Source organism: Arthrobacter sp. GAS37 (assembly GCF_044908325.1).
Classification (GTDB): Bacteria; Actinomycetota; Actinomycetes; order Actinomycetales; family Micrococcaceae; genus Arthrobacter; species Arthrobacter ramosus.
On sequence record NZ_JBIYDB010000006.1, the window covers coordinates 60163 to 77051 of the forward strand.

12 protein-coding genes, 1 tRNA gene and 1 pseudogene are annotated in these 16889 nt (G+C 64.5%); 8 read left to right on the forward strand and 6 right to left on the reverse strand.

Going from position 1 to position 16889, the window contains the following annotated elements; all coding sequences use genetic code 11:
• Window positions 1–54: 54 nt before the first annotated feature.
• Complete coding sequence (locus ABH924_RS07530) at window positions 55–1614, forward strand: DUF2142 domain-containing protein (protein ID WP_404497896.1); 1560 nt, start codon at window positions 55–57, stop codon at window positions 1612–1614.
• On the opposite strand, the gene ABH924_RS07535 is transcribed toward ABH924_RS07530, so the two are convergent.
• Window positions 1611–2552 carry a phosphodiesterase gene (locus ABH924_RS07535; RefSeq protein ID WP_234752608.1) on the reverse strand — a complete coding sequence of 314 codons (942 nt, stop codon included), beginning with the start codon at window positions 2550–2552 and terminating at the stop codon, window positions 1611–1613. The two genes, ABH924_RS07530 and ABH924_RS07535, sit on opposite strands and share 4 nt — an antisense overlap.
• Window positions 2553–2921: 369 nt before the next feature.
• Here ABH924_RS07535 and ABH924_RS07540 point away from each other — a divergent pair, with 369 nt between their 5' ends.
• The 3 genes from ABH924_RS07540 to ABH924_RS07550 are packed head-to-tail and all read left to right on the forward strand — an operon-like array spanning window position 2922 to window position 6805.
• Window positions 2922–4394 (forward strand): APC family permease, encoded by a 1473-nt coding sequence (locus ABH924_RS07540; protein ID WP_404497897.1) that lies wholly within the window; start codon window positions 2922–2924, stop codon window positions 4392–4394.
• Between the two features lie 22 nt (window positions 4395–4416).
• Window positions 4417–5055 carry a TetR/AcrR family transcriptional regulator gene (locus tag ABH924_RS07545; RefSeq protein WP_404497898.1) on the forward strand — a complete coding sequence of 213 codons (639 nt, stop codon included), beginning with the start codon at window positions 4417–4419 and terminating at the stop codon, window positions 5053–5055.
• Window positions 5056–5104: 49 nt separating this feature from the next.
• The gene (locus ABH924_RS07550) at window positions 5105–6805 is read left to right on the forward strand and encodes an amidohydrolase (protein ID WP_404497899.1); all 1701 of its coding nucleotides are present in this window, start codon (window positions 5105–5107) and stop codon (window positions 6803–6805) included.
• Here the strand turns inward: ABH924_RS07550 and ABH924_RS07555 are convergent.
• On the reverse strand, window positions 6802–7287 hold the full coding sequence (locus ABH924_RS07555; RefSeq protein WP_234752614.1) for a glutathione peroxidase: 486 nt from the start codon (window positions 7285–7287) through the stop codon (window positions 6802–6804). The two genes, ABH924_RS07550 and ABH924_RS07555, sit on opposite strands and share 4 nt — an antisense overlap.
• Window positions 7288–7414: 127 nt before the next feature.
• Here ABH924_RS07555 and ABH924_RS07560 point away from each other — a divergent pair, with 127 nt between their 5' ends.
• Entirely contained in the window at window positions 7415–8041 is a 627-nt protein-coding gene (locus ABH924_RS07560; protein WP_404497978.1) for a hypothetical protein, read from the forward strand.
• A gap of 74 nt (window positions 8042–8115) precedes the next feature.
• On the opposite strand, the pseudogene ABH924_RS07565 reads toward ABH924_RS07560, so the two are convergent.
• Window positions 8116–8664 (reverse strand): annotated as a pseudogene (locus ABH924_RS07565) (M23 family metallopeptidase); the annotation flags it as partial.
• Between the two features lie 311 nt (window positions 8665–8975).
• On the reverse strand, window positions 8976–9356 hold the full coding sequence (locus ABH924_RS07570; protein WP_234752616.1) for a MarR family winged helix-turn-helix transcriptional regulator: 381 nt from the start codon (window positions 9354–9356) through the stop codon (window positions 8976–8978).
• 97 nt (window positions 9357–9453) lie between these two features.
• On the opposite strand from ABH924_RS07570, the gene ABH924_RS07575 reads away from it, so the two are divergent.
• Window positions 9454–10920 carry an MFS transporter gene (locus ABH924_RS07575; RefSeq protein ID WP_404497900.1) on the forward strand — a complete coding sequence of 489 codons (1467 nt, stop codon included), beginning with the start codon at window positions 9454–9456 and terminating at the stop codon, window positions 10918–10920.
• A gap of 107 nt (window positions 10921–11027) precedes the next feature.
• Window positions 11028–11939 carry an oxygenase MpaB family protein gene (locus ABH924_RS07580; protein WP_404497972.1) on the forward strand — a complete coding sequence of 304 codons (912 nt, stop codon included), beginning with the start codon at window positions 11028–11030 and terminating at the stop codon, window positions 11937–11939.
• Between the two features lie 60 nt (window positions 11940–11999).
• Here ABH924_RS07580 and ABH924_RS07585 read toward each other — a convergent pair whose 3' ends face one another.
• Complete coding sequence (locus ABH924_RS07585) at window positions 12000–15479, reverse strand: proline dehydrogenase family protein (protein WP_404497901.1); 3480 nt, start codon at window positions 15477–15479, stop codon at window positions 12000–12002.
• Between the two features lie 125 nt (window positions 15480–15604).
• Between ABH924_RS07585 and ABH924_RS07590 the strand changes: the two genes are divergently transcribed.
• Entirely contained in the window at window positions 15605–16504 is a 900-nt protein-coding gene (locus ABH924_RS07590; RefSeq protein ID WP_236814779.1) for a LysR substrate-binding domain-containing protein, read from the forward strand.
• 217 nt (window positions 16505–16721) lie between these two features.
• On the opposite strand, the gene ABH924_RS07595 is transcribed toward ABH924_RS07590, so the two are convergent.
• A tRNA-Ser gene (locus ABH924_RS07595) sits at window positions 16722–16806 on the reverse strand.
• Between the last annotated feature and the right edge of the window lie 83 nt (window positions 16807–16889).

Consider the following 16889-nt stretch of genomic DNA (forward strand, 5'->3'; position numbering starts at 1 on the left):
CCCACGTAAAGTAGCTGTGAATCTCCGCACCCGATCTACGAACAGACATGTCTATTGAACCCCGTCACCAAACCCCCTTGGTTCCTCCGCTTTCTCGCAATATTCGCCATTCTTGGACTCCTCACCACGATCTGGGCACTGGCAAGCCCCCTCATGTCCGTGCCCGACGAGCCCGCACACACCATCAAGGCCGCGTCCGTTGTTCGAGGGCAGTTGCGAGGGGAACCGGGCGCGAATCAAGGTGATCGTGCCCAGGTGCTCGTCCCCGCATTCGTGGGAACGGTGGACGGACTGCCTATTTGCTTCGCTTGGAAGCCAGCAGTGTCCGCCGGTTGCAGCCCTACGCTGACAGATGACGCCTCAGAGCTGAAGGCATACACGAGCGCGGGGAACTACAACCCGATGTACTACGCGGTGGCCGGGCTTCCGAGCCTCGTCCTTACCGGCGCTAAAGCCATTTACGCCATGCGGATCGTGGGCGGTCTCCTCAGCGTTGCCTTCCTGGCTGTTGCCCTGACTGCTTTGGCCAGCCTTCAACGATGGAAGCTGCCCCTGTTTGTCGGGTCGATTGCTGTGACTCCCATGGTTTTGTTCCTGTCCGGGGGCGTGAACCCCAATTCGTTGGAAATCTCCGCGTCGATGGCTGTGTTCAGCGCGCTCTGTTTGTCGTGGGAGAGAATCGCTTCCGGCGATCATTGGCGGCTACCCCTCGCCGCGGCAGCGATTTCGGCTGCTGTCCTGGCCAACACCCGGGCTGCCTCACTGCTATGGCTTGTGTTGGCTGTGGCGGCGTCGCTCTTGATGTTCGGGCTTCGTCCGCTGGTTTCCGTGTTGCGACTGCGATTTGTGCAGGCGATGGCACTCGTGGTCGCTGTCGGTTGCGGGCTCGCCTTGCTTTGGCTCAAGAGCGCGGATAGCCTGCAAAGCCTCATGGGCGACGGGATCGACGCATCACCGGCCCGGATCGCCGCAATCATGCTCGACAAGACCTTCGATTTCGCGGCCGGTTACGTGTCCTACCTTGGTTGGCTGGATACTTTGGGGCCAAGCGGTGTGCTCACTGTCTGGGCGGCGCTCATCATTGGGGCGATCGTGGCAGCCTTGTCCGTGCCCAGCCGTTCAGCGCGACTGACCATCGCTTTCCTGGTCCTTGCGATCATCGTCCTCCCTCCACTACTGCAGATTCCCCTCGCAAAAGAGGTCGGAATTATCTGGCAGGGCCGGTACATCCTGGCGCTTGTGGCCGTCATGATCACCGCATGCGGAGTTGCAATGCGCTCTTTCAATATCGACTTCCGCCGCACAGCACGACGGGCGCTATCGGTGGTGCTCGCCGTCCTGGTATTCGGCCACTTCTACAGCTTTATCTACGGAATGCGCCGGTACGTCATCGGGCTCCGTGACGAGGCCAACTGGCGGGATATGGTGACGGCACCTCAGTGGCAGCCGCCCTTCGGATGGCTTTCGCTCACTGTGGCCTACCTGGCTGTCTTGCTCGTGGCAGCCGCTCTTCTTTACCGCACGATGACGGCCGCGAATCCGCTAAGCCCGGTGCTAAGCACCACGCCAATGGAAGACGGGGCGTCGAACCCGCAGCCACAAGCGCGCCTCTAGCGTCGGGTCATCTCCGGGCGCTTCGCGTCGGCCCTGGAACCACGTTCGTGCGTAGCTCGCTGGGGAATCCGGATGCCTGCTTCGGCGAGCCGGCGCCTGGTGGCTTCCGGACTGACGTACTCACCGACAGTCGGCGATTTTCCCAACGGCACCACTGAATGCACGATCGTTTGCTCGTAAACGTGCACCAGGTTGAATGCCTGGGCGCCATCACGACCGCGGGTGCCCCCCTGCGGAACGTTGAGGTCCTGCGTGTAGCAGCTCGCGGAAGCTACCGATACCGGGACGCCAGCGAAAGTGGCCGTCGTGGAGTAGTGCAAGTGACCGCCCAGGATGGAGCGGACATCCGAATTGCGTACGACGTCGGCCAACGCCGCTTGGCCGCGCAGCTCCACGAGGATCGAGAGGTCAAGGACGCTCGGAACCGGAGGGTGGTGGAGGGCAAGGATCGTGCCGTCGGGAGCCGGCGTCGCGAGCTCCGATCCCAACCAGTCGAGCTGGCTCTGGCTTAGTTCACCGTGATGGAAGCCGGGCACGGAGGTATCGAGCGTGATGATCCGCAGGCCATTGACGAAGTAGCTGTGATCCACCGGGGCGTCATTGTCGCTCTGGTCGAAGAGGCCCGCGCGGAAATTCGCCCGATCGTCGTGGTTTCCCATCGCCCAGATCACCCGTGCTCCCATCTCTCGACAGGCAGGCTCGACGATCGACCGGAGTTTGGCGTAGGCGCCCGGCTCACCTTGATCGGCGAGGTCACCGGTGAAGATCACGGCGTCGGGACGGACCTTTGACGCGTGCACTTCCGAAAATAGTTGCCTGAGATGGGCTTCGCTATCGACCGTACCGTAAAGGGGTTCCGACCCTCCCAACAAATGGGAGTCGCTAAGGTGCAGAAGTACGTGTCCTGGCCGCGGGTGCTCGGCCTCGATGAGCTCCATTACTACCTTCGGGTCGGTAGGAGGCGGCGCCTCCGGTTTCAGTCCCCAATAGACCCAATCCAACCAGACAAAAGGCTAACGCAGGGTAACTTACGGCCGGAATGTTGGAAAATTACTCGCGTCCCCCCCGCGATCCTCGCTCACTTTTAGGGCAACTTTCGGCGACGCTCGCTCACCTTTGACCGTATTCCACCCGATCCTCGCTCACCTTTAGGGCAACTTTCGACGACGCTCGCTCACCAAAAGTGAGCGAGCGTTCGCCCAAAAGGCGACATAGGTGAGCGAGCGTCGGTGTTTGCGTGGGTCCGGGAACAAGCCCCGGAACAGACCCTCTTGACTCAAACATGTGCCGCCCCTCACAATAAGTGAATGGCTTTCACTAAAGAATCAGCGGCAATGGCGCCGCCCGCAACTTCCAGCCCTGAAGTTGGATTGAAGAAGAACGCAATCGGCACTCGCGACATTGTGTTCATGTTGGTGTCAGCGGCCGCTCCGCTGACCATCGTGGTCGGCATCGCCCCGCTCGCCCTCGCTGTGGGCGGCGTCGGCGCTCCCTCCATCTACATCGCCGCGGCTATCGGCCTAGGCCTGTTCGCCATCGGTTTCATGGCGCTCACCCGCCACGTCCGGTCCTACAGCGGCTTCTACGGCTACATCTCGAAAACCCTCGGCCGCATGGTCGGCCTCGGTTCCGGCCTCACGGCCTGGATGAGCTACAACGGCCTGCAGATCGGCCTCTACGGGCTGCTGGGTATCCAGGCCAACCTCGCCGTGAAGTCCTTCACCGGCGTGGAACTTCCCTGGTGGCTCTACGCGATCGTGTCGATCGGGGCCGTCTGGTACCTGGGCTGGCGCGGGATCGACGTCGGCGCCAAGGTCCTCGCCGTCCTGCTCACCCTCGAAACCCTGATCGTCGCCATCGTCGCCGCGTTCGTCCTGGCCCAAGGCGGCGCACACGGCATCAGCTTCGAATCGTTCAGCCCGCAGGCCATCTTCTCCCCGCAGTTCGCCGCCGTCCTTGGCCTTGGTTTCTCTGCCTTCATGGGATTTGAATCCGGAGCCCTGTACCGGGAAGAGGCCCGGGACCCGGACCGCAGCGTCCCGCGTGCCACCTACATCTCCATCGCCTTCATCGGCGCGTTCTACGCCTTCGCCGTCTGGATCATCGTCCAGGCCTTCGGAGCGGACGCCGTCCAAGCGTTCGCCGCGGGCCACCTCGACGCCGGGGACACCGCTTACATCGCAGCGGGTAACTTCGCGGGCGGCTGGTGCGTGAACCTCATGAGCGTCCTGATCGTCACCAGCATCTTCGCCGCCCAGCTCTCCTTCCACAACACCATCAATCGCTACACCCTGTCCCTGAGCCGCGAGGGCATCTTCCCGAAACGCTCCGGCCGCATCAGCCCGCGATACCGCACCCCCTCCGTGGCCGGCTTCGACCAGACCCTCCTCGCGCTCGCCCTCGTGATCGGCGCGGCCCTATTCCATTTGGACCCCTTCACGCAGTTCCTGATCTGGACGAACACCCCCGGCGTGATCGGCATCCTCCTCCTGCAGGCCCTCACTGGAGTCGGCGTCGTGGTCTTCTTCACCCGACTCAAGGACCACGGCCTTCGCTGGTATGTCGTCCCTTCCGCCGTGGTCGCCACCATCATCATGTGCGTAGTGACTTACCTGATGGCCAACAATGCCCAACTGATCACAGGCCTTCCGGCCGGAGACCCCGTCAACACCACGCTCCTCGTGTTCGCACCGATCCTGTTTGCCGCCGGAACCGTACTGGCCCTCGTGCTGCGCAAGGTCAACCCGGCCGCCTACCAGCGGATCGGCCACGCCGAGTGATCCCGGAGCCTAGTCTTGAGGGATGCAGACTCCCAGCAAAACCAGCCAGCTAGGACGGCCCCGGACACCGAGGCTCTCGCGGAAGGCGATCGGTCGCGCGGCGCTCGAGATGTTCCAAGAGGAAGAGAGCCTCTCCATCCCGCGGCTCGCGGAACGTCTGGGCGTCAGGCAGTCATCCTTCTACAAGCACGTCACCGGTCGCCAGGAGATCATCGAACTGGCCCGTGGCGCGCTCGTAGAAAAAGCTCCGATGCCCGAGTTGCCGGCCGGCAGCCTTGACGACGTCATCCGCGAGATCTTCGACTCCCTCCGCAAGGCGTACAGCATGGTGCCGGCGCTCCTTCCCCTCCTGCTCACGCAGCCGGTGTCACACCCGGCAGCCCTGGAGCGTTACGACCAGTTTGTCGAAGCGTTTGAGATCGCTGGGACGCCGCGGCACCTCATCATTCCCGCGTTGGAAACCCTCGACAGCGCAGCGATCGGCGCGAGCCTCGACGCAATGACGATGGAATCCGCATGGAGCATCAACCAAGAGGAGGAAGGCACTTATCCCCATCTGTTCGCGGCAAAGAAAGCCGTGGCAGAGCACCCTGTGGACCGCTTCGCGTTCCTGGCCGATGTCCTCTCGGCAGGATTGATGGCAGCCATCGACGACGACTGATCCTCACCGGGCCGGCGTCGGAAACCCGAACACAACAAGGAGTTACATTTTGACCACGCCCGAGCCCATCGATCTCGTCATCTTCTCGTCCAGCATCCTCCACGGCGGGGCGCTCACAGAGACCGCCGGTTTCGTCGCCATCTCAAATGGCCGCATTGCGCACGTCGGCCGCGCCGACGGCGAGCAGACAGCCGCCGACGCCGACACCAACCCCGCCGCCGAATGGACCGCGCGGGCCAAACAGGTGATCGACGTCGGCGACGCAACAGTCTGCCCCGGCCTGATTGACGCCCACATCCACCCGATCCACGGGTCGGAAATCGCCCGTGGCCTTGACCTGGGCGGAGTCACCGAGCTCGACGCCGTCCGCGCCGCCCTTGCGCGGCACGCCGCTTCCACGCCGCACGCCGTCGGCTCTGATTGGTTGTTCGCTTGGGGCCTCGACCCTGTCATCTTCGGGGATGCGGTCTTCGACAACTCCCTCTTCGACGGCATCCTCGACGGCGAACTCGTGTTCATCACCCTGTTCGACGGCCACGCCTCACTTGTCTCCGACGCCGCCCTCAAGCTCGCCGGAGTCACCGGAACGGAAGAACTGCCCAGCACCGGCTATGTCGGCGTCGACCAGGACGGCAAGCCCAACGGCATGCTCTACGAAATGGCCGCCCAGGAGCTCGTTCGCCGCTTCCTCCCCCAGCCCTCCTTCGATCAGCGGGTCGACGAACTAGGGAAACTCCTGCGTTCCATGGCCGAAGCCGGGCTCGTAGCCGGCCAGATGCTGGACTTCGGCGCACCGGACACCCTGGAAGTGCTGGAGGCCTTGGAGCGCCGAGGCGAGCTTGCCATCCGGCTGCGGATCTCCCCGTGGGTCATGCCCGGCGCCACGGAGGAGGACCTGAAGGCCATGCTGGCGATGCAGGGCCGGCACGGCAGGCGCTGGCACGTTCACGGCATCAAGCTCATGATGGATGGAACCATCGACAACGGCACGGCATGGCTCTTTGAACCCGACACCCACGGAGAGTCGCTCCACCCGCTCTGGCACGATCCCGAGGCCCTCGCCGCAGCCATGAAGTTCTTCCACGAACACCGGATCCCCACCACCACGCACGCCATCGGCGACAAAGCGGTCTCCTTCGTCGCGCGGACCATCGAGGCCCTTCCCAAGAACGGCACGGTTCACCGGATCGAGCACATCGAGTCCATCCCGGATTCGGTCTTGGCGGAAATCATCAGCGCTGGGGCTGCAACGAGCTTGCAGCCGACGCATTGCGCCCTCTACAGCCGCGCCGACCACACCGACAACTGGTCCCGCAGGCTTGGCAGCGAACGGGCCAACCACGCGTGGCGGACCCGCGATCTCCGCGACGCCGGAGCCATCGTCGCCCTCGGATCGGACTGGCCCATCGCTCCCTTCGACCCGCGGGCGATCATCGCCTCGGCCCAGACGCGCCGCCCGGCCGGCCGGCCCGACGTCGAGCCCGTCCGGCCCCAGCAGGCGCTGTCCGCGCGTGCCGCGCTCGAAGGCTACACGAGCCAATACTGGCGGTCGGTTGGTGAAGAGGGCGGAATCGTAGAGAGCGGAGCCCGCGCCGATCTGACGATTGTTGGACACAATCCTCTGACCACCGCGCCGGACGAATTCGCGCAGACGCCGGTGATCCTGACTGTTGTTGACGGAGACGTGGTTGTCGATAACCGCCAGGCCCTCACCGAAGGGGTCAACCGGGGCTCATTCCAGCCTGCTTAAGCGAGAGCCTCTTCGAGTGCCTCGATGAGCTTTTCGGAATCGGGCTCGACGGCGGACGGGAAGCGGGCGAGCACCTCGCCTTCGCGGCTCACGAGGAACTTTTCGAAGTTCCACTTCACCTTCTGCGGTTTGGAGCCGTCGGCCGTCCGGGTCAGCTCGGCATACAGGGGGTGCTGTTCCTTGCCCCGGACCTTGGATTTGCTCGCGAGCGGGAACGAGACTCCGAAATTGCGCTGGCAGAAGTCCGCGATCTCGGCGTCGGAACCCTGTTCCTGGCCGGCGAACTGGTTGCACGGCACACCCAGAATCTCGAATCCACGGTCGCGGTATTTGCCGTAGAGCTCCTCAAGTCCCGAGTACTGGCGCGTGAAACCACACTTCGAAGCCACATTGACGACCAGTACGGCTTTACCCTCGAAACGCCCAAAGTCGGCCTGGGAGCCGTCGTTGAAAGTCAGGGGGATGCTATAGAGCGGGGACATTGAATCGCTTCCGTACGACGTGGACCTTGGCAAACTGCCGCATTCGAGTCTACGCGCGGCAAGGCGCTTGGGCGGGCTCCAGGAAAGCGATGTCTTCTACGGCTGAGGGGCCGTAGGGGTCGTTTTGGTGGTCGCGGTAGCCGACGGCGTGGGGCTCGTGGGCGCCGACGGCGTGGGCTTGCTGGGTGCCGGCGTCGCGGGCGGAGGCGGGGCTGACTGGGTGTGCGTCACGGTCGGTACCGGAGCGGGGAGGCTCGACGTCGGCGCCACCGTGGGCGGTACGGTCACCGGAGGCGGGACTGTTGCTGTGGGCGTCGGTGTCACCACTGGCGCTTGCGTCCCAGTAGGAGCCTGCGTCGCGGTCGGGCTCGGCGTTCCGGTCGGGCTCGGCGTTCCGGTCGGGGTCGGCGTCGCGCTCGGGGTGCCAGTCGGCGAGTGCGTTGGCGTCGCGCTCGGGGTGCCAGTCGGCGAGTGCGTTGGCGTCGCGCTCGGGGTGCCAGTCGGCGAGTGCGTTGGCGTCCCGGTCGGGCTCGGCGTCGGCGTCGCGGTGGGTGACGCCGTCGGACTACCGGTGGGTGACGCCGTCGGCGTCTGCGTGGCCGTAGCAGACGGGCTCGGCGGCACAACCTTCGCTTCCTGTACCCCGCCGGTCACCGCCTCCCTGGAGGGCACGGCTCCCGGGTCAGTCGGCACGGCCCCGGGCATGGACCAGACGGACCCGGCCGAGGTCGCGGTGGCGGAACCTGGCTGGTAGCTGACCATCGGGATATCGCCGAGGGGATCCACCTGCTTGGTTGGCAGGAACGTCCAGTTCATCGGGTTGGTATAGACGCCGTTGAGGATCGTCTCGAAGTGCAGGTGGCAACCAGTCGAGGAACCCGTGGTTCCCACTCTGGCAATGACCTCGCCCACCCGGACCGATTGCCCCTTGGTCACCGCGATCCCCTGCAGGTGGTTGTACGTGGTGACGAGGCCGTTGCCATGATCAATTTCCACGCGGTTGCCGCCACCCCACGGATGCCAGCCCACGGCCCGGACCACGCCGGAGTCGGCTGCGTAGACGAGCGTGCCGCAGGCCGCGGCGAAATCCTGGCCCCAGTGGAACTCCCCCGGCAATCCGGTGAAGGGATCGATCCTCAATCCGAAGGGGGAGCTCGGAAGCAGCACTTCAAGCGGAGCGTAGAGTTTCCCGGCAGGGGGCCGGTCGAGGGAACTTGACGAGACGTTGAGATTGCCTACGCCGTTCTTGTCGAGGGTTTGGACCGGGGAACGTTCAAAAGACACCGTGGCTTTGTCACCTGCCTGGACCGGGGCCGATGACGGGCTTTGTGGCAGGGTATCCTGCGCACTCGACGTGGCACCATCCGTGGGTAGCATGCCGGGTTCAACTTGGCCCGTGGCCAAGGATCCATCGCTTACCGGCCCGCCCAGGCGGGGGCCCTGAAAACCAAAAGCGAGGATCACCACGACAGCGAGGAAACAGGCCGAAAGGACCCGGCCAAACTTTCTTGTGAGCACCAGATCGACAATCCGGCCAGACTCATGATGCTTTCCCACAGCGGCTCCTGAGACAGGCGCTCATCCCCAGTACGGGCGCGCTTGTCCCATTGTGGCCGCTATGAAATCGAATGGGAACACTCGACTTCATACTTGGCCGGTCCGCGAAACACTCGCCGGACGGTGCCGGGCTACTCGCCGAGGTTCTCCTTCAGCAGCGCGCGGTGCTCGACGGCGGCATCCGAATGCAGCGCGCGGCCGGCGTCGGTCAGCTCGAGGTACAGCGAGCGGCGGTCATCCGTGCAGGTTACGCGGGAGACGAGTCCGGCTTTCTCCAAGCGGTCAACAACCTTGGATACGGCGCTCTGGGTCATGGGAGTCCGCTCCCCGAGTGCCTTCATGCGGCAGGCAGAGTCGACGCTTTCGGCAACAAGATCGAGGATTTCGAATTCGTTCAGGCCGATGTCGAACTTGGCTTCGAGGGCGCGGTCTATCGCGGCCGCGGTGCGGAAGTACGAGTTCTGGATGCTGCGCCATTGCTCAACCAGCTGGCGATCCTGCGTTGTTGCCATGGCCCGATTCTAGTCGAAACCCCAGATAAAGTCCACGTCATAAGATTCCGGGTCATATTCCTTGTCATTGAATGACGTGTCATATAGATTGATTTCCATGACTTCACCAAGCACCCTCACTAGATCTGCCGAGCAGCTCCATACAGCCGTCCGCTGGACCCGGGCCCAGTGGCTGCTGCTAATGGTGGTGTGCACAGTCCTGGCCCTCGACGGCCTGGACGTTTCCATGGTGGGCGTAGCCCTTCCCTCCATCGGCCACGAACTCCACCTCGGAACCGATTCGCTGCAGTGGATCGTTTCCGCGTACGTCCTGGGTTACGGGAGCCTGTTGCTCCTGGGCGGGCGGCTCGCCGACCTGCTGGGCCGGCGTCGGATCTTCCTGATCGCCTTGACCGTGTTCGCCGCGGCATCGCTCCTCGGCGGCCTCGTGAATGATCCGACCCTCTTGATCGCCACGCGCTTCGTCAAAGGCCTGGCCGCGGCATTCACCGCCCCTACCGGGTTCTCCATCATCACTACCAACTTCGCTGAAGGCCGCGAGCGCAACAAGGCTCTGTCCATCTTCACCACTTTCGGCGCGAGCGGCTTTTCGCTCGGGCTGGTGGTTGGCGGGCTCATGACCAGCTTGAGCTGGCGCTGGACCTTCCTGGTATCGGTACCGATCGCAGTCGCCGTCGTGCTTCTTGGCATGTTGTTCATTCCCCGGGACAAGCCGTCCACGGAAGAGAGCGGCCATGATGTCTGGGGCGCAGTCACCCTCGCGCTCGGCATGCTTGGCCTCGTGTACACCTTGGTTTCAGCTCCGGAGAAGGGCTGGGGATCTGTGGCAACAATCGCCGGATTCGCCGTCTCTGCTGCCGTGCTGGCAACCTTCGCCGTCATCGAAAACCGCGTCAAGCACCCGCTCATCCGCTTCGGCATCCTTCGCGAAGGATGGGTGGCCCGCGCAAACCTGAGTGCGGTTGGACTGTTCGGTTCCTACCTGAGCTTCCAGTTCATCCTCACGATGTACCTGCAGTCGGTGCTCGGCTGGTCTCCCTTGGGCATGGCGCTTGCCTTGCTTCCCACCGGGCTCCTGGTGGCAACGAGCGCACCCTTCGCGGACAGGTTCATTGAGAAATTCGGGGCCCCGAAGCTCATCCTCACCGGTCTGACCGCAATGGGACTGGGCTACGTCTTGTTCCTCCGCGTTGGAACCTCACCCAACTACGTCCTGGACATCCTGCCCTCGGTCATCCTGCTGGGAATCGGTTTTGCTTTGGCTTTCCCGTCCATCAACGTCCAAGCCACCGCTGGCATCCGGGATTCGGAGCAGGGGCTGGCCGCTGGACTGATCCAGACCAGCACCCAGGTTGGCGCCGCCCTGGTCCTTGCCGTGACGACAGCCCTCGTCAGCGGCCACGGGACCGCCGACGGCACAAGCAGCACACTCGGCGCAGCGGCCATGCTCGATCAATACCGTCCCGGTTTGGTCCTGAGCGCTGCCGTGGCAATCGCGGCCCTGCTGGTGGCAGCGTCCCCGGCGCGCCGCCGTCGGGCACTCGCTGAGCAACCCGCAGCCTAAGCGGACTCGCGTGAAAGGTGCCGGTCCGCTGTTTCCACAGCGGGCCGGCACCTCTGCGTAAACAAAACGGCACCTTGCGCCAACAGAATGCTGCGCAACAATGGACCATGGTCAACTTCCTGAAGAAGTGGCAAGCGGAGCTGCGGATGACTTTTACGGGTCACCCGCAGTCCACGCCTGACTGGGTGCTGCGGCTTGCGGAGGGAAACGACCCCGGATACCACCTTCCCGGCTCGGCCGTCTGGGCTGTCCACAGGTCCATGTCCACGATCGTCGCGGGAATCCGGGTGCTGCTCATGCAGTCCCTGCACCCCGGCGCCTTGGCGGGAGTGTACGACCATTCAGGCTTCAAAAGAGATCCCCTCGGCCGGCTGGCAAATACCATCCGTTGGATATTCACCGTGAGCTACGGCTCCATGGACGCGGCTCACACGGCAACCAATTTCGTGCGACGGGTCCATGACTCCGTCAAGGGCAGCTACGTTGACGCCCAGGGACAAACCCGCGAGTATTCAGCCAACGATCCCGAGCTTCTACGCTGGGTCCACGTTGCCTACGCGGATTCCTTTGTGGCGGCGCACCGTATCTGGGGTGGCGCGGTCCCCGGCGGCGCCGACGCCTACATCCGCGAGTGGGCCCAGGCCGGCCGCCTGATGGGAGTCGAGGACCCTCCCCTGAGCCTCGCGGAAGTGACGGCGGAAATGGACCGCTGGTACGCCTCCGGACATCTCCGCGCGGACGAGCGGCTCAGGGAAACCATCGATTTCATCCGATATCCCCCGCTGAAAGCGTCGCTGCAACCCGGTTACCGGATTTTGTTCGCCGCGGCCGTGGCCAGCCTGGAGCCCCGGTATCGGGAACTGCTGGGGCTGGAAAAGGCCCGTTTTGGCCCCATCCCGTTTCCGTCGATTCTCGCCGCGCGGGTGGTCCTCGCCGTTGTACGCCTGACCTTGGGCCGCAGCGGCCCCAGCGAGCAGGCCGCCCGTCAGCGGTTGCGGCGCTTGGGGTATGAGGCGTAGACGCAAAGAAGCCCGGCGGAACGGCTTGTGGCCGTCCCGCCGGGATTCTTTGACGAATCGCTAGATCAGCGCGTCCGACAGGTGGTTCGGGGTGCCGAAGCGGTGCGCTGTGATGCTGATGGCCTGCTCGTGCAGGAACGGCAGCATCTCGATGCGTCCGGCCGGGGTCACCGAGCCGTGGTAGATCGCGACGTCGGGACGGCCGCCGGTCGCGGCGCTCAGCGCGATGCTGTCCCCACCGATCAGGCGGATGCGGCCACCGTTGATGCCTGCCGCGGAAGCCAGCCATTCGGCGTCGTTCTGGATGCGGGTGCTCACGCCGAGCCCCGCGAACGCTGCGATAACAGCTTCGGGAAGCTCGACGGCGCAGGACACCGAGAGTGCCGAACCCGCCACTGCCCCGGCCGCTACGACGCGAAGCAAGTCCACGAGCTTCTCGCCCTCGGACAGACGGATGGTCACGGGGACGGCCCTGTACCGGAAGACGTTGCGCTCGGCGCTCAGGCCGGAGACGTCCTTGCGGGTGCCGAATTCCGTGGCCCATGCCGCGGCGTCGCTGAAGAGCGCCTTCTGCAGGGCCTCTGCGTCGCTGGCTTCAACAAGCGGGCCTGCGGCCTTGGCGGCGGCCAGGATCGAAGCGGCCCCACCCTTGAGCGTGGCACCGCGCTTGGCGCCGGGCTCAGCCGGGAGCCAGCTGCCCAGTCCGACCAGGTAGTTGGGTCCGCCGGCCTTTGTGCCCGCGCCCACGGCGGACTTCTTCCAGCCGCCGAACGGCTGCCGCTGGACGATGGCGCCCGTGATGCCGCGGTTCACGTAGAGGTTGCCGGCCTGGATGGTGTCCAGCCAGACGCCCATTTCTTCGGAATCGAGTGAGTGCAGCCCGGCGGTGAGGCCATATTCGATCTCATTCTGGATGGCGATTGCTTCTTCCAAGGTGGACGCCGTCATGACGCCGAGGACCGGACCAAAGAACTCCGTCAGGTGGAAGTAGGAGCCGCGCTTGACGCCGAACCGGATGCCCGGGGACCACAGACGGCCGGTCCCGTCCAGCTTCTCCGGCTTCACGGCCCAGGTCTCGCCGTCGCCGAGGGTGGTCAGCGCGTTGAGGAGCTTGCCGTTGGCCGGCTCAATGATCGGGCCCATTTGGGTGGTGGCTTGTTCCGGGTAGCCCACCTTGAGCGAGCGGGCGGCATCCACCAACTGGTTGTGGAAGCGCTCGGACGTGGCAACGGAACCCACCAGGATCACGAGCGAAGCGGCGGAGCACTTCTGTCCGGCGTGCCCGAAAGCCGAATACACGACGTCCTTGGCGGCGAGATCGAGGTCCGCGTGCGGGGTGACGATGATGGCGTTCTTGCCCGAGGTCTCCGCGAGCAGCGGGAGGTCCTGCCGGAAGGAGCGGAAGAGCTCGGCGGTCTCGTAGCCGCCGGTGAGGATCACGCGGTCAACGCTGGGGTGCGAGACCAGCTGGGTGCCCAGCTCGCGTTCTTCGAGCTGCACGAGCGCCAGCACTTCGCGCGGCACACCGGCTTCCCATAGCGCGTCCACCATGACGGAACCGGAGCGGCGGGCCTGCTTTGCCGGTTTGATCACGACGGCGGATCCCGCCGCGAGTGCCGCCAGCGTGGAGCCTGCGGGGATCGCCACCGGGAAGTTCCACGGCGGGGTCACGACGGTGAGGTTCGCTGGGACGAACGTGGCGCCGTCGACCGTTTCCAGGTCCTTGGCACGCTCGGCGTAGTAGTGCGCGAAGTCGATTGCTTCGGTGACTTCGGGGTCGCCCTGTTCGATCGTCTTGCCGGTCTCGGAGGCCATGACCTCAAGAAGTTCGGCGCGTCGGGATTCCAGGATGTCGCCTGCACGGTGCAGGATGGCTGCGCGCTCGGCAGCCGGCATGGCGCCCCAAGCTTTGCCGTGTTCCACGGCGGTGGCAATAATGCGGTCAAGTTCCTGGGCGTCCCTGACCTTGCTGGCTTCAACGATCGCGTTGCCGGCGGTGGATCCCGGAATGCGCTCCAGGATGGCGCGGCCCCAGGCCCGGTTGGCGGGCAGGGCAGGATCGGTGTCCGGAGTGTTGGCGAAACCATCTTTTGGCGCCGAGACTGCGGGCTCGTTGCGATCCTGCGTGCGGTTGGGGGCCGGAACGGCGTCGTCCATCTCCGCGAGCGAGGCGAGGAAACGCTGCTTCTCGCGTTCGAACAGGGTTTCATTCTCGCTGAGCTCGAACACGGCGGACATGAAGTTGTCCTGGCTGGCGCCTTCTTCGAGGCGGCGGATCAGGTAGGCGATGGCGACGTCGAACTCGCCCGGGTGCACCACCGGTGTGTACAACAGGAGGCTGCCGACGTCCTTGCGGACGGCCGTGGCCTGGCCTGTGGCCATGCCGAGGAGCATCTCGAACTCAATGCCTTTCGTCACCCCGCGCTCCTTCGCCAGCAGCCACGCGAAGGCCACGTCAAAGAGGTTGTGGCCGGCGACGCCGATGCGCACAGCGTCGATGTGCCCGGGGGTGAGGGCGTAGTTCAGGACTCGCTTGTAGTTGGTGTCCGAATCCTGCTTGGTGCCCCATGTGGCGAGCGGCCAGCCCTGGATGGAGGCCTGGACCTGTTCCATGGGCAGGTTGGCGCCCTTGACGACGCGCACCTTGATGGGAGCGCCGCCGTTTGCCCGACGTCCCGCAGCCCATTCCTGCAGTTCCTGCATGGCCGAGAGCGCGTCCGGGAGGTAGGCCTGAAGCACGATGCCGGCCTCGAGGTTCTTGAATTCGGGCTTGTCCAGGATCCGGGTGAACACGGCCATGGTCAGGCTGAGGTCCTTGTATTCCTCCATGTCCAGGTTGATGAACTTTGGCTTGGGGAACGACGCAGCCAGCTTGTAGAGCGGCGTAAGCTTCTCCACCACGTGGTCCACTGCTTCGTCGAAGGCCCACAGCGAGTGCGGGGCCACCGTGGAGGACTCCTTGATGGAGACGTAGTCGACGTCGTCGCGAGCCAGGAGCGTGAGGGTTCCCTCGAGCCTGCGGCTGGCTTCGCGTTCACCCAGGACAGCCTCGCCCAGCAGGTTCACGTTCAGGTGGACGCCGTTCTGCTTGATCTTGGCGATGGCCGGGCCGAGCTTCGCGTCCGTGGCGTCCACGATCAGGTGGCCCACCATGTCACGGAGGACTTTGCGGGCGATCGGGATGACTACTTGCGGCAGAACCGGGGCCATGACACCGCCGGTGCGCACGGCAGCGCGCATGTACCAGGGCAGGAAGGCCGGGACCTTCGGGGCAAGCTTGGCCAGGTTGCGGGCGGCGACGGACAGATCCTCGGGGCGGATGACGCCGTCGACGAATCCCACCGTGAAGTCCAGGCCATTCGGGTCCTTCAGGACGCCGGCGAGGCGCTGGGCGGAAACGTCAACGGGGACCTTCGAGGCTTCGGTGAGCCAGTGTCGAACCAGCTGGATGGCTTCCTGGGCCAACTCCTGGAGGTGTCTGGATTCCGGGGTGGACTGCGTCCTGGCGTCGATGCTCGAATCCCGGGTTGGTGTGCTCATGCGCTTCGTTCCTTTTGGTGCGGAGAGGGCTTTGTTTCCATCAGTATGGATCTACAATCAGATTAGGAAAAGCGATCTTTTCTGAAGAATATTCATTAGATTTCTCGACCCTTCTGGAGAGCCGAATGCTGGATGTCCGCAGGCTGCGCTTGCTGCACGAATTGAAGATCCGCGGAACGCTCGCAGAGGTGGCCGACGCGATGAAGTACAGCCCGTCGTCGGTGTCCCAGCAGCTGACATTGCTGGAGAAGGAAGCCGGCGTGAAACTGCTGAGAAAGTCCGGACGGCGAGTTCAGCTGACGCCGCAGGCCGAGATCCTTGTGGAGCACGCGGCGTCCTTGCTGGCCACCCTCGAGCGGGCAGAGACGGATCTCGCGGCATCCCTCTCCACGGTGACGGGAACAGTGCGGCTGGCCGTGTTCCAAACCGCCGCCCTGGCTCTCATGCCGGATTTCCTCACCATCATGAAGGGCGAGTATCCCGAAGTGCGCGTAGAGATGATCCAACGCGAACCGGAGACCGCGCTTTATGAAACCTGGGCCCGCGACTTCGACATCGTGGTGGCCGAGCAATACCCCGGGCACGCGGCACCGCATCATCCCGGCCTGGACCGGGCCACCCTGACCAGCGACGCCATCAGGCTGGCCACTCCCCCGATTGGCCTTGGTGGGGAATCGATCTCCTCGCTGGCGGACACGGCTGCGCTGCCGTGGGTCATGGAACCGCGCGGCGCGGCGTCCCGGCACTGGGCGGAGCAAGCATGCCGCTCCGCCGGTTTCGAGCCCGATGTCCGCTACGAGACCGCCGACCTCCAAGCTCAAATCCGGCTCATCGAGTCCGGCAATGCCGTGGCCCTCATGCCGGACCTCGTCTGGACGGGACGGACCACGCCGGTCCAACTGCTGGACCTCCCCGGGCTTCCCAAACGGACAGTCTTCACGTCAACGCGCACCGCCGGCCGGATCCACCCGGCAATCCTGGCGTGCCGGGAAGTGCTGGAACGGGTGGCTGCGGAACGGGTTTAGGGCGTCGCAGCCAACCCGTCGCAGCCAACCCGTCGCAGCCAACCCGTCGCAGCCAACCCGGCGCTTGTTTCTCATCCGGCAGCAACAAGGGCCAGTCCTGAAAACAATCCCCGGTTTCAACAACGCAGCTTGAGGGGAATCCGAGGCCTGCCTGCAAGCTCGCTTCAAGGGCCCAGAAACGCAAAAAGGCCCCGGTCCAAAAGACCGGGGCCAAACGCGGAGAATGGGGGATTTGAACCCCCGAGGGCGTTAACCCAACACGCGTTCCAGGCGTGCGCCATAGGCCGCTAGGCGAATTCTCCATGCTTCTGAATCAAAAGCAGACTCCACTGTACCCGAGAATTTCAGCATCGCCCAATCGGGACTTCCATGGTGTCGGGCGGGC

Coding starts and splice junctions, on each gene's coding strand:
- ABH924_RS07590 (WP_236814779.1), top strand. CDS start 15,605: ATGCTGGATGTCCGCAGGCTGCGCTTGCTGCACGAATTGAAGATCCGC.
- ABH924_RS07585 (WP_404497901.1), bottom strand. CDS start 15,479: ATGAGCACACCAACCCGGGATTCGAGCATCGACGCCAGGACGCAGTCC.
- ABH924_RS07570 (WP_234752616.1), bottom strand. CDS start 9,356: ATGGCAACAACGCAGGATCGCCAGCTGGTTGAGCAATGGCGCAGCATC.
- ABH924_RS07540 (WP_404497897.1), top strand. CDS start 2,922: ATGGCTTTCACTAAAGAATCAGCGGCAATGGCGCCGCCCGCAACTTCC.
- ABH924_RS07535 (WP_234752608.1), bottom strand. CDS start 2,552: ATGGAGCTCATCGAGGCCGAGCACCCGCGGCCAGGACACGTACTTCTG.
- ABH924_RS07575 (WP_404497900.1), top strand. CDS start 9,454: ATGACTTCACCAAGCACCCTCACTAGATCTGCCGAGCAGCTCCATACA.
- ABH924_RS07555 (WP_234752614.1), bottom strand. CDS start 7,287: ATGTCCCCGCTCTATAGCATCCCCCTGACTTTCAACGACGGCTCCCAG.
- ABH924_RS07545 (WP_404497898.1), top strand. CDS start 4,417: ATGCAGACTCCCAGCAAAACCAGCCAGCTAGGACGGCCCCGGACACCG.
- ABH924_RS07580 (WP_404497972.1), top strand. CDS start 11,028: ATGGTCAACTTCCTGAAGAAGTGGCAAGCGGAGCTGCGGATGACTTTT.